This is a genomic window from Bradyrhizobium sp. CCBAU 53421, from assembly GCF_015291625.1.
GTDB lineage: Bacteria > Pseudomonadota > Alphaproteobacteria > Rhizobiales > Xanthobacteraceae > Bradyrhizobium.
Genome location: NZ_CP030047.1, coordinates 5922587 through 5935034, shown reverse-complemented (window position 1 = coordinate 5935034; position 12448 = coordinate 5922587). Strand labels below are relative to the sequence as shown.

12 protein-coding genes are annotated in these 12448 nt (G+C 65.3%); 8 read left to right on the top strand and 4 right to left on the bottom strand.

Features of this window, described 5'->3' with window-relative positions; translation table 11 throughout:
• Nucleotides 1-353 precede the first annotated feature (353 nt).
• The 4 genes from XH92_RS28395 to XH92_RS28380 are packed head-to-tail and all read left to right on the top strand — an operon-like array spanning nt 354 to nt 3564.
• Nucleotides 354-1460, top strand: coding sequence for a cupin domain-containing protein (locus XH92_RS28395; RefSeq protein WP_194455063.1), 1107 nt, complete (start codon nt 354-356; stop codon nt 1458-1460).
• Nucleotides 1461-1496: 36 nt separating this feature from the next.
• A complete protein-coding gene (locus XH92_RS28390; protein ID WP_194455062.1) occupies nt 1497-2405 on the top strand; it encodes a fumarylacetoacetate hydrolase family protein in 909 nt (302 codons plus the stop codon).
• Entirely contained in the window at nt 2405-2836 is a 432-nt protein-coding gene (locus XH92_RS28385) for a thioesterase family protein (protein WP_194455061.1), read from the top strand. The genes XH92_RS28390 and XH92_RS28385 overlap by 1 nt, the downstream gene beginning before the upstream one ends.
• Nucleotides 2833-3564, top strand: coding sequence for an EthD family reductase (locus XH92_RS28380; protein WP_194455060.1), 732 nt, complete (start codon nt 2833-2835; stop codon nt 3562-3564). The genes XH92_RS28385 and XH92_RS28380 overlap by 4 nt, the downstream gene beginning before the upstream one ends.
• 180 nt (nt 3565-3744) lie before the next feature.
• Here the strand turns inward: XH92_RS28380 and XH92_RS28375 are convergent, their stop codons facing one another.
• The 4 genes from XH92_RS28375 to XH92_RS28360 are packed head-to-tail and all read right to left on the bottom strand — an operon-like array spanning nt 3745 to nt 8458.
• On the bottom strand, nt 3745-4458 hold the full coding sequence (locus XH92_RS28375; protein WP_194455059.1) for an ABC transporter ATP-binding protein: 714 nt from the start codon (nt 4456-4458) through the stop codon (nt 3745-3747).
• Nucleotides 4455-6224, bottom strand: a complete 1770-nt coding sequence (locus tag XH92_RS28370; RefSeq protein WP_194455058.1) for an ATP-binding cassette domain-containing protein — start codon at nt 6222-6224, stop codon at nt 4455-4457. Before XH92_RS28370 ends, XH92_RS28375 begins: the two co-directional genes overlap by 4 nt.
• The gene (locus XH92_RS28365; protein ID WP_194455057.1) at nt 6221-7264 is read right to left on the bottom strand and encodes a branched-chain amino acid ABC transporter permease; all 1044 of its coding nucleotides are present in this window, start codon (nt 7262-7264) and stop codon (nt 6221-6223) included. Before XH92_RS28365 ends, XH92_RS28370 begins: the two co-directional genes overlap by 4 nt.
• A gap of 42 nt (nt 7265-7306) precedes the next feature.
• Nucleotides 7307-8458: an ABC transporter substrate-binding protein gene (locus XH92_RS28360; RefSeq protein WP_194455056.1), complete on the bottom strand. Its 1152-nt coding sequence runs from the start codon at nt 8456-8458 to the stop codon at nt 7307-7309.
• Nucleotides 8459-8682: 224 nt separating this feature from the next.
• On the opposite strand from XH92_RS28360, the gene XH92_RS28355 reads away from it, so the two are divergent.
• From XH92_RS28355 to XH92_RS28340, 4 genes are all read left to right on the top strand, one after another.
• Nucleotides 8683-9003: a hypothetical protein gene (locus XH92_RS28355; RefSeq protein WP_194455055.1), complete on the top strand. Its 321-nt coding sequence runs from the start codon at nt 8683-8685 to the stop codon at nt 9001-9003.
• A gap of 81 nt (nt 9004-9084) precedes the next feature.
• Nucleotides 9085-9867, top strand: coding sequence for an aspartate/glutamate racemase family protein (locus XH92_RS28350; RefSeq protein ID WP_194455054.1), 783 nt, complete (start codon nt 9085-9087; stop codon nt 9865-9867).
• 135 nt (nt 9868-10002) lie between these two features.
• Nucleotides 10003-11181, top strand: a complete 1179-nt coding sequence (locus tag XH92_RS28345) for a thiolase family protein (protein WP_210345481.1) — start codon at nt 10003-10005, stop codon at nt 11179-11181.
• Nucleotides 11178-12419 (top strand): SDR family NAD(P)-dependent oxidoreductase, encoded by a 1242-nt coding sequence (locus XH92_RS28340; protein WP_194455053.1) that lies wholly within the window; start codon nt 11178-11180, stop codon nt 12417-12419. Before XH92_RS28345 ends, XH92_RS28340 begins: the two co-directional genes overlap by 4 nt.
• The last annotated feature ends 29 nt before the right edge of the window (nt 12420-12448 follow it).

Sequence of the window (12448 nt, the reverse complement as noted above, 5' to 3'; positions counted from 1 at the left end):
CTTTCGCGGGTGATGACACCGCGCGGTGTGGCAACCTGAATCGACAGCCATCCGCACCGTCGTCCTGGCGAAAGCCAGGACGACGCCGGTATGCAAGGCACCCACAACTGTCATCGCCCGGCCTGTGCGCAATTGTGCACATGGACCGGGCGATCCAGTACGCCGCGGCCTCTCGGCTCAAGCACAGCCGTCTCTGGAATACTGGATCACCCGCTTTCGCGGGTGATGACACCGCGCGGTGTGGCAACCTGAATCGACAGCCATCCTCATCGTCGTCCTGGCTTTCGCCAGGACGACAGTTGTGGGCGTGGCGACAAGACTGCATGAGACTGAGATAAGACTTGGAGGACAGGATGGGCGAGAACGTCATCGGCCGGGCCAATGTCGAGGATACCCCGGAGCTCAAGGCCTACTACAAGGACCTCGAGAAGTTCGAGGCCGGCGCGCTGTGGACGGTCGCCAACAAGATCGAGCCGTGGCAGCCGCAGTCGGCGTCCATTCCGGTGCTGTGGCGCTACAGCGATCTGCGTGAGCACGTGCTGCGCTCGGTGGAGCTGGTCTCGCCGGAGAAGGCGGGACGGCGGGTGATCTATCTCAACAATCCCGGTCGTCGTGACGTGTCGGCCGCGGTCGGCTGGCTCTATTCGGGCTTGCAGGTGATGCACCCGGGCGAAGTGGCCTCCGCCCATGCGCATTCGGCCTCCGCCCTGCGCTTCATCATGGAAGGCGAGGGCGCCTACACCATCGTCGATGGCCACAAGATGACACTCGGCGCGCGGGATTTCGTGCTGACGCCGAACGGCACCTGGCACGAGCATGGCGTCGAGGCGAACGGCTCTGTGTGCATCTGGCAGGACGGGCTCGATATTCCGCTCGTCAACGCGCTGGAGGCCAATTTCTTCGTCGTGCACCCGAAGGTCCAGCAGGAGGAGTCGGGCTATCCCGTCGACGACATGACCAAGACCTGGGGCAATCCCGGTCTCCGGCCGGCGGGCTCGCGATGGTCGAACGGCTATTCACCGATGTTCAAATATGAGTGGGAGCCGACCTACGAGTCGTTGCGGAAATATGCCGCCGCCACCGACGGATCGCCCTATGACGGCATCCTCATGAACTACGTCAATCCGATCACCGGCGGCCATGTGATGCAGACCATCGGCGCCAGCATGCAGATGCTGCGGCCGGGCGAGAAGACCAGGTCGCACCGCCACACCGGAAGCTTCGTCTACCAGGTCGCCAAGGGGCGCGGCTACTCCGTGATCGGCGGCAAGCGGTTCGAGTGGCAGGAGCGCGACATCTTCTGCGTACCCTCCTGGGCCTGGCATGAGCACGGCAACGCATCCGAGAGCGAGGATGCCTGCCTGTTCTGCTTCAACGATCTGCCCGTCATCGAAGGGCTCGGTCTCTACCGGGAAGAAGCCTATGGCGACAATGCCGGCCATCAGCCGGTCGCGGCCTGATATTTTCCAGCAACCCGAATAACCGGATCAGCTTGCATGCGTCTCGTCACCTACACTTCTGGCTCCAGCGGTGCCCGCCTCGGGATCGTCGTCAATGGATTGGTTGTCGATGTCGAGCGCCTCGGTGCGTCACGCGGACACGTCTGGCCAGGCGATATGCTGTCGCTGATCGATAACGCCATAACCTTGCTGCCGGCGTTGAAGAAATGCCTGGACAGCGCCAACGGGGCGCTGCCGGTCGGCGCCGCCGTTCCGCTCGAGGACGTCAGGCTGCAGGCACCGATCCCGCGCCCGCGCAAGAACATCTTCGGCATCGGGCTGAACTATCGCGCGCATGTCGCGGAGTCCGCCAAGAGCCTCGACACCGACAAGGATCTGCCGAAACAGCCGGTGGTGTTCTCCAAGCCGCCGACCGCCGTGATCGGGCCGGGCGCCGCGATCCAGCACAATGCCAGCATGACCCAGCAGCTCGACTGGGAGGTCGAGCTCGCCGTCATCATCGGCAAGACCGCGACGCGAATCCCGGTCGAGAAGGCGATGGATCACGTGTTCGGCTATTCCGTGATGATCGACATTTCCGCGCGCGACAATCGCCGCGCCGGGCAGTGGATCTTCTCCAAGGGCATGGACACCTACGCGCCGTTCGGCCCCTGCATCGTGACTGCGGACGAGATTCCCGATCCGCATGATCTGAGGCTCTGGCTGACCAAGAACGGCGTCATGAAGCAGGACTCCAACACCAAATACATGATCTTCGACATTCCGGCCCTGATCGCCGACATCTCGTCCGGCATGACGCTCGAGCCGGGCGACATCATCGCGACCGGAACGCCCGAAGGCGTAGGCGCCGGCATGAGCCCGCAGGAATGGCTGTGGCCCGGCGACGTGGTCGAGGCCGGCGTCGATGGTGTCGGCGTCATCCGGCATCCCGTCGTTGCGATCTGATGACGTCGTTCTCGTTCGATCGCGAGCTGAGGTTCGGCGACTGCGATCCCTCGGGGATCGCCTATTTCCCGTCCTACCTGAACATTCTCAATGGCGTGGTCGAGGAGTTCTGGACCACGATCGGGTTTCCTTGGCCGCAGCTGATCACGGTCCGCAAGATCGGCACGCCGACCGTGCATCTGGCTTGCGACTTTTCGCGGCCGTCGAAGTTCAGCGACCGCCTGACGTTCGGCCTGCGCATCGTCAAGGTCGGCCGCGCCTCGCTCGATCTGGCGCACGTCGTGACGGGTGCCGATGGCGTGCGCTGGCGTGCGCGGCAGATCCTCGCCGCGACGTCGCTGGTCGATCATCGCGCGATTCCATGGCCCGATGACGTTCGTGCGGCTCTCATGTCGCATCTGCAAACCGGCGCGGAGGCGGCGGCATCATGATCTCGCTGTTCATGACGTTCTCCGATCCGAAAGGCGGGCGGCGAATTCATGCGGACGATCTTGCGGCTGCGGCCGCCATCGTGGCGTCAGTTCCGGGGATGGCCGAGGGCCTGCTGTTCACGCCGCTGGAGCAATCGGTCGATCATCCCTACAGGGACGACGGAGCCGGGCCGGTATTTGCGCTCCAGCTGCGTTTTCCGGACCTGTTTGCGTGCGAGGCGGCGGTGGATCGCGGTGGCGAGCTCGCAGCTCTTGCGGCCGGTCGCGGACTGCCGGGCCTTGCCGGATTGGACGTGACGCATCAGGCGATGGTGACGCGGGTCTTTCCGGTCGACGACGCCACACATGCCAACGGCACGGTCACGCCGTGCAGCTACCTCGTGCATTATCCCGGGCCGGCCGACGACATGAACGCCTGGAATTTGCATTATCTGGAGCATCATCCCTCGATCATGCGGAGCTTCCCCGGCGTCCGCCAGATCGAGATTTACACGCGCATCGATTGGGTCGACCGGATGCCGTCGCCGCGGGTCGAGTACATGCAGCGCAACAGACTGATGTTCGACAGCCCGCAAGCCCTTGCGCTCGCGTTGAGCTCCGACGTGATCAAGCGCATGCGCGCGGACTTCGTCCGGTTTCCGCCGTTCGCGGGCGGTAACAAGCATTTTCCGATGCTGACGAGGTTCGTCCCGGCGAAGGAGACGGGCAAGGGCGGAACGCCGCGATGATGGCATTGTGCGCCTGAGTTGCCCGACGGAGCAAGCGGGTTCTGCAAATCAGCATGCGTAAAATCAGCACGCTCTGCGCCGGGTCTACAAGCCATTGATATTGCTGTGACCGGCTACTGTGCATGGGGTCGTTTTCGATGTTTTTGATGTGCGGCTCGCCGGGACCGCCCCAAACTGGTCTCAGTGTCCGCCGAGATAGGCCGTGATCAGCCCGGGATCGTGGATCAGATCCTTGGCAGGGCCGGACTGCACGATCTCGCCGGTCTCCAGGACGTAGCCATAGTCGGCGGTCTCGAGCGCGGCACGGGCGTTCTGCTCGACCAGCAGGATCGACACGCCGAGGTCGCGCAGGGATGCGATGGTGCGGAAGATCTCGCGCACGATCAGCGGCGCAAGGCCGAGGCTGGGCTCATCCAGCATCAGCAGCACGGGCTTGGCCATCAGCGCGCGCCCCAGCGCGAGCATCTGGCGCTCGCCGCCGGACAGCGTGCCGGCGGCCTGGCGTTGCCGCTCCCGCAGCCGCGGAAAACGATCATAGACCTCGTCCAGCGTCTTCCGGACGCCAGAGCGGTCGCGCTGGCTGTAGGAGCCGAGCAGGAGGTTGTCGGCGACCGACATGTCGGAGAACAGCTCGCGCTTCTCCGGAACCAGGCAGAGCCTGCGCTCGACGCGATCCTCGACGGACATCTTACGGAGATCGCTGCCGCGGAATGCCATGCGGCCGCGCGATCCGAGCAGCCCGATGGCGGCCATCAGCAGCGTGGTCTTGCCGGCGCCGTTCGGGCCGATCACGGTGACGATCTGTCCCTCGTCGACCGACAGCGAGACGTTGCGCACGGCCTCGACGTTGTCGTAGCAGACGGTAACATCGGTCATCGAGAACATCGCGCTCATGCGACGCCCCCGAGATAAGCCTCTTGCACCCGCTCGTCGCTGCGGATCGCGCTCGGGACGCCCTCGCAGAGCTTGGAGCCGAAATCGAGCACCACGATGCGGTCGACCAGCGACATCACGAACTCCATGTCGTGCTCGACGATCAGGATGGTCAGGTGATCCGCCCGCAGCGCGCGGAGCAGCTCCGCCAATCTCAGCTTTTCCTGGCGGCGCAGGCCCGCCGCCGGCTCGTCCAGCACCAGCAGCGCGGGATCGGCGGCGAGCGCGCGTGCGATCTCCAGGATGCGCTGGTTGCCGAGCGGAAGATTGCCCGCGAGCTCGAACGGCTTGTCGCCGAGCCCGACGCGCTCGAGCTGCAGCAGCGCCTCGTGCCGGGCGCTGGCTTCCTCGCGCCGGTTGAGGCGAAAGGCGCCGGCGAACAGGCCGGTGCGGGTCCGGCTGTAGGTGCCGAGCATGACGTTCTCCAGCAGGCTCATGCGCGGCCGCAGCTTCACATGCTGGAAGGTCCTCGCGACGCCGGCCTTGGCGATGCGGGATTGCGGATCGCGCGTGATCAGCCGTCCCGCAAACACGATCTCGCCCTTGTTGACCCGCAGCGCGCCGGTCAGGCAGTTGAACATCGTGCTCTTGCCGGCGCCGTTCGGGCCGATGACCGCAACGATCTCGCCGGATCTCACCTCGAAGCTGACATTGTTGACCGCGACGAGGCCGCCGAACCTCCGCTCGGCGCCGTCGACCTTCAGCAGAAGCTCGCCAGGTAGCGGCTGCGGACGGCGCGGCAGCGGCGGCGCCGGCTGCGGCCGCTCGCGTCTGGTCTTCGGCAGATAGCGCGCAATGGATGGAACGATGCCCTGGCGCGCCCATTGCAGGAACAGGATGAACAGCGCGGAGAAGGCGACGATCTCGAGCTGTCCGGATGCGCCCTTGGCGATCAGCGGCAGATAATCCTGCACGCTGTTCTTGAGCAAAGTGACGATGGCGGCGCCGACGACACCGCCGAGCAGGCTGCCGGCGCCGCCGACCATCGTCATCATCAGATATTCGATGCCCATGCTGGCATCGAACGGACCCGGGCTGATGAAGCGGCTCATATGCGCGTAGAGCCATCCGGAGAGCGAGGCCAGGAACGCCGCGATCACGAAGGTCACGAGCTTGATCCGGAAGGCGTTGATGCCGAGGCTCTCGACCAGCGTATTGCCGCCGCGTAGTGCGCGCATGGCGCGGCCGAGCCGCGAGTCCAGCAGATTGTAGCCGAGCAACAGCACCAGGGCGACGATGCCCCAAATCAGGTAATAGATCTGTGCGCTGGAGACGAGCGCGAACGAGCCGAGACTGATCGGCGGGATGGACGAGATGCCGTTGAAGCGGCCGAGCCCCTCGACGTTGCCGAACAGGAAGCCGATCGCAAGGCCCCACGCGACGGTCGAGAGCGAGAGGAAATGGCCCTGCAGGCGCAGGGTGACGACGCCGAGGATCGCCGCGACGCCGCAGGTCAGCGCCACCCCGAACAGCAGGCCGAGCCAGGGCGATTGCCCGTTCAGGGCAGAGACCCACGCCGTCGCATAGGCCGCGATGCCGACGAATGCGGCTTGTCCGAACGACACGATGCCGCCGACGCCGGTGAGGAGCGCAAGGCCGATGGCGACGAGCGAATAGATGCCGATATAGTTCATCAGCGTGACGCTGAATGGGCTGAGGACGAGCGGCGCGAGTGCGAGGCACGCCAGTGCCGCTACTGCCGCGAGCTGGACATGAAGCCGCGTCATTCCTCGATCTCCTCCTCGGAATGCAGCGAGGCGAGGGATCGCCAGATCAGGACAGGGATCAGCAGCGAGAACACGATCACGTCTTTCAGCGCGCTGCTCTGGAACGATGCGAAGCTTTCGAGGATGCCGACCCCGACCGCGCCGATCGCGGCGCCGGGATAGCTGGTCATGCCGCCGACGATCGCGCCGACGAACGCCTTCAATCCGATCAGGAAGCCGGAATCGTAGAACACGGTATTCACCGGCGCGATCAGGATGCCGGAGACGCCGGCCATCAGCGAGCCCAGCAGGTAGGCGATGGTGCCGGCGCGTGCCGGCCGGATTCCCATCAGCCGCGAGCCGGTTCGGTTCACTGCGGTGGCGCGGAGCGATTTGCCGACCAGCGTGAAGTCGAAGAAGAGATAGAGGAGGCCGCTGAAGACGAGTGCGGCGATCACGATCAGCATGGTCTGGCCTGAGATCAGGACGCCGGCGAACTCCGTCGAGAACGACGTCAGCGGTTCGGTGCGAACGCCTTCGGGGCCGAAGAACAGCAGGCCAAGACCGACGAGGGCGAAATGCAGCGCCACGGAGACCGTCAGCAGCAGCAGCACTGTGCCGTCGGCAATCGGGCGGAAGACGATCCGGTCCAGCAGAGGGGCGATCGGCGTGATCAGCATCAGCGCGAGCACTAGGCGGACCGCGAGCGGCGGATCCATGCGCATGGCGAGCCAGGCGATGCCGACCACTGCCAAAGGGAGGACGAGATAGAAGAGGAGCGCGCGCGGCAGCAGGCGAATTTCGCCGCTCCGAAGGAGCGAAATGAGCTCGATCAGGGTTGCAAGGCACGCCAGCGCCACGACCAGCGCGCCGGTCCCCGGAAAGCGCTTGGCATCGACCGCCGCAAGCGTCAGCGCGGTGAAGGCGGCGATGTCGCCGAAGGGAATGAAGATGACCCGCGTCACCGTGAAGATGAGCACGGTTCCGATCGCAACCAGCGCGTAGACCGCGCCGGTGGCGATCCCGTCGATCGCAAGGATGGCCGCGATGTCGCTCGTCATTGAGACGCCGTTCCCCCGTTCTGATCGCCGGCCATCTTCCGCTTATGGCGCGTACTTCCAGGCGCCGCCGGTCAGGCGGACCACCACCAGCGCGCGCTCGTCGACGCCGGTCACCGCACCGGGCTTGAAGTTGTAGACGGCATGCACGCCGGGCAGCTCCTTGGTGCTGAGGATGGCGTCGCGCAGCGCCGTGCGGAACTCCGTCGTGCCGGGCTTCGCGGTCTTGAGCGCCCGCTCGGCGGCGTTGGCAAAGATCAGCCAGGCATCGAAAGAGTAGGCGGAGAACCCGTCGGTGGTCGGAATGTTGTGGGTCTTCTGGTAGACCGCGCGGAAATCGAGCGCGATCTTCTTGGCGAAGTGCTCGTCCGGAAGTTGCTCGGCCACGATCACCGGGCCGGCGGAGACCTGAATGCCCTCGGCGGCCTTGCCACCGACGGTGACGAAGTCCGGATTGACCAGCGCCACGGTGCCGTAGGTATTGCCCTTGAAGCCGCGCTCGGAGAGCGTGATGAGAGGCAGCGCGCCCTGCGTGCCGGAGCCGCCGATCAACACCGCGTCGGGACGTGCAGCCATGACCTTGAGGATCTGCGCGGTCACCGAGGTATCGGTGCGGGCATAGCGCTCGTTGGTCTGCACCTTGATGTCGTCGGTGGGCTCGGCGGCCTTGGCTCCGTTATAGACGAGGTCGCCCCACGCATCGGAGAAGCCGATATAGCCGATGTTCTTCATGCCGTCGCGCTTCATCCGGTCCGCGACGATCTTCACCAAAAGCGAAGCCGGTTGCGGCACGGCGACGACCCATTGCTCCGGCGAGTCCGGAAGCTTGCCGACCGGCGAGATCGAGATCATCGGCACCTTCAATTCGCTGGCGACGGCCGCCATGGCGATGGTCGAGGGGGTCGTCGCGGTGCCGATCAGCAAATCGACCTTCTCTTCTTCCACGAGCTTGCGCGCGTTGCGCGTCGCGGCCGATGGATCGGAGCCGTCGTCGAGCTGGATCAGGCGGATGGTCTCGCCGTTGATCGTCTTCTTGTATTCATAGGCGGCATTGATGCCGCGCCCGTAGGGGATGCCGATCGACGCGCCGTTGCCGCTCAGCGAGGTGACAAAGCCGATCGTGATGTCGGCTTGCGCAGCCGATGCTGCGAAGACGCCGGCGACAAGTGCGAGTAGGCCCAAAGTCTTCTGCCGCATCTGCGTGGTCCTCCAATGATGCTGGATACGAATGTCTGGCAGCCGGGCAGGGAGCCCGAGCTGTGAACGAACCGACTGAAGGCATTGCTGCAGCGCCAGACGCCGGGCGCGGCGAGAAGAAAGTTCGCTGGGCCGGGCGTCAGCCGCCATGGTGCGGCATGCGGCTGAAATAGGGGGCGGGCCGGTTGCAACCGGCGACCACGTGTTGAAGCAAAAGGAGACGAATGCCGCAGCAGCGATGCGCGACCGGCGATGCTGCTGCCGGCCATTCAGGCCCGACGATCGTCCACGCGATTGAGTTTCTCAAAATCGGTGCCCTGCAACATCATCGTCATGTTGACCGGCAGCGGCCGGCGGATGATTACTTAAAGCCTAAAGTATTCTCCGTGGCGCCGTCAACACGTGTCGCGGGGCTGTCAGAAAAAAATGTTGTTGCATACAATTCCGTCAGAGCGCGCCAAATCCTTCACCTCTTTGTCCCACAAAATGGGCCTCATCGCCGTGATCGCAAAGGCCCTCCGGCTGGCCTCGCCGCGCGCATTTGACGCGTCATTTAGTTTATGGTTGAAATATCTCCGTCGGCAGCCGACGGCCGATGCTCCCGTCACCGTTTGAGGAGAAGGGCGATGCGCATCTTCTGGCAGAGTTTCGTCGATGCGAGCGTGAATGCGCCCTATATGGCGCGGCTGTCGGAGTACCTCAACACGATCGCCGCGCCCGGCACGACGGTTCACGTCGAGGGCATTTCGCCGCCGGATCGGGAGTTCGGCCGGCTCGCCGAATTGCGCTGCGCGGTTCAGGCGATCGACAACGGCCTCGCGGCCGAAGAGGGCGGGTTCGACGCCTTCGTGATGGGCCACTTCCAGGATCCGGGGCTCTACGAGCTTCGCTCGGCGCTCGACATTCCCGTGATCGGGACCGGCGAGGCGACACTGCTCGCGGCCTCGCAACTCGGCCGACGCCTCGGTCTCGTGACGCTCGATCCGGTCTTCGAGGTCTGGCACTACGAGCAGGCTGAACGTTACGGCCTCGGTGATCGCGTCGCCCACGTCACCGGCCTCGGCTGCAGGCCGGAGGATTTCGCAGATGCGTTCGCGGGCGATCAGGCCGCCCACGCCCGGATGATCGAGGATTTCCTGGCCTGTGCCCTGCCGCTGGTGCAGCGCGGCGCCGACGTGGTGATCCCCGCCGGCGTGCTGCCGGGCCTGCTGATCGGGCGTGAGCACGGCCTGAAGGTCGGGCACGCGCCGGTCGTAAACTGCGCGGCGGTAGCGCTGAAGAGCGCCGAGATGTGGGTGCAGCTCAGGCAGCTCAATGGCACCGAGCCGAGCCGCGGGCCGAGCTTCAAGCGTGCCAGCGCACTGGCCCGTGACGATTTCCGGGCGATGTTGGCGCGCAACAAGCGTTAGTGCCGAACGGCCGATCAGTTCTGGAGAGGCAGACGTGACGAGACCCGAGAAGGTGACACTGTTCGAATGCTATTCGTGGCAATATCGATGTGAAGCTGACATTGATCTGAGGCGAGCAGGCGAGGCAGGCGGCTGGTGACAAATTCGCTGCGCACACCGTATGACGGCATCGTGATGGCGGCTCCTGTCACGATCCCCTATGCGCGCTATTCCATCGAGAGCGCGCAATGGTGGATCGGCCGTGCGCTGAGCGCGCTGGTCGCGAAGGCCGGGATCAAGGCCTCCGATATCGACGGCTTGTGCGTCTCCAGCTTCACCATGGGGACCGACAGCGGGATCGGACTGACGCAGCATTTCGGACTGTGCGTCAGATGGCTGGACACCATCCCGCTCGGCGGCGCCAGCGCTATCGCGGCTTTGCGGAAGGCGGCGCGCGCGGTGCAGGCACACGATGCCGACATCGTTGCTTGCGTCGCCGGCGATACCAACCACGTCGATTCCTTCCGCCTGACGCTCGAGAACTTCTCGCGCTTCAACCAGGACGCGGTCTACCCATATGGCGCCGGCGGCGCCAATGCGAGCTTCGCGCTGATCGCGCGCAACTATATGCGGACGTACGGCGTCACGCGCGAGGACGTCGGCAGGATCGCGGTCGCCCAGCGCGCCAACGCGCTGCGCAACCCGCATGCGCTGATGAAGACGCCGCTGACGCTCGAGCAATATCTGGCGGCTCGTCCCATTTCCGATCCCATCCATCTGTTCGATTGCGTGATGCCGTGCGCCGGTGCCGAGGCCTTGCTTGTGATGCGGGACGAGACTGCGGCTTCGCTTGGCCTGCCGGCTGCGCGATTGCTGTCGACGATCGAGCGGCACAACGCTTTCGCCGACGATCCGATGCAGGTGCGCGGCGGCTGGGCGATGGATGTCGGTGAGCTCTACGCGATGGCCGGCGTGAAGCCCGACGATCTCGATATCGTGCAGACCTATGATGATTATCCGGTCATCACGATGATGCAGTTCGAGGATCTCGGCTTCTGCAACAAGGGCGAGGGCGCGGTCTTCGTGCGCCAGCACGATCTGACGGTTGACGGCGACTTCCCGCACAACACCTCGGGCGGTCAGCTCTCGGCCGGGCAGGCCGGCGCGGCCGGCGCCTATCTCGGGCTGGTCGAAGGATTGCGGCAGGTCCTGGGAGAAGCCGGTCCCACCCAGGTGAAGGATGCAAAGCTCGGTCTGGCCTCGGGCTTCGGCATGATCAACTACGACCGCGGCCTCGCCTCGGGCGCCGCGATCTTTGCGGGGCCCGCGCGATGATCGATCCGATTGAGCCGCCCCGGCGCAAGAACCCGCTGCTGCGGACGCGGCTGCCGGCGTCACCGCCGCGGCCGCGCAGCAGGACATCGCATGGGTTCACGCGCGCCGCCGCCGAGGGACGGTTCATGCTGCAGCGCTGCGAGGCCTGCGGCGCCGTCGCCTATCCGGCGCGCGAGGCATGCCCCGCCTGCCTGTCGGCGGCTCTCGCGTTCGTCGATGCGCCGCGCCGCGGTGTGCTGCTGGCCGAGACGACGGCGCGGGTGCCGAGCGACGTCTATTTCCGCGAGCGGGCGCCCTGGCGCATTGGTCTCGTCAAGATGGACTGCGGTCCGACGATGCTGGCGCATCTGCATGCCGACTGCGTCGAGGGCACGCCCGTCGTCATGTCGTTTCAGCTCGACAAGAGCGGTCAGGCGGTGGCCTTTGCCCGACCCGAGGAGGAGACTCCCAACATGGCAGACGACCGGCAGTGGCGGGAAATGACGGCCGATCCGAAATTCCGGCGGGTGCTCGTGACCAACGGCCGCAGCGTGATCGGCCAGGAGGCCGTTGCATCGCTGATGGCCGCGGGCGCGAAGACGGTGTTCGTCGGCATTGCCGAACCGTGGCGGCCGTTTGCCGGCGAGCAGCAGTTGCGCGGTCAGCAAGGGATCGAGGTCGTGACGCTCGACGCGTCCGACGAAAAGTCGGCGACCGACCTTGCGGCCGACATCGCTGGCAAGGTCGATATCCTCGTCAACACGACCGAATATGTGCGGCCCGGCGGCCTGCTCGACCGCAGGGGCACGAGCATTGCGCGGGACGAGGTCGACCAGGCCTATCTCGGCTTCATCAACCTCGCGCAGGCCTTCGGTCCCGCAATGCGGATGCGGGGAGCTGATGGCATCAACAACAGTGCCGCCTGGATGAATATCCTGTCGGTGTATGCGCTGGCGAACTGGCCTGCTTTCGGCGCCTATTCGGCATCGCAGGCCGCCTGCCTGTCGCTGTCGCATTGTCTTCGCGCGGAACTGCGGCCCGGCGGCGTCAAGGTGCTGAACCTGTTCACGGGGCCGGTCGACACCGAGTGGTTCCAGACCGTGCCGCCGCCCAAGGTCGCGCCGCGCGCGGTTGCGCAGGCGATCGTGTCCGGGCTCCGCGGCGGTCTCGAGGAGATGTATGTCGGGGACGTCGCCGAGGAAATCAGGCAGCGTCTTGCCGCCAATCCGAAAGCGCTCGAGCGCGAGCTCGACAAATAGGATCAGGATTCAACCAAGCGGGAGGACGT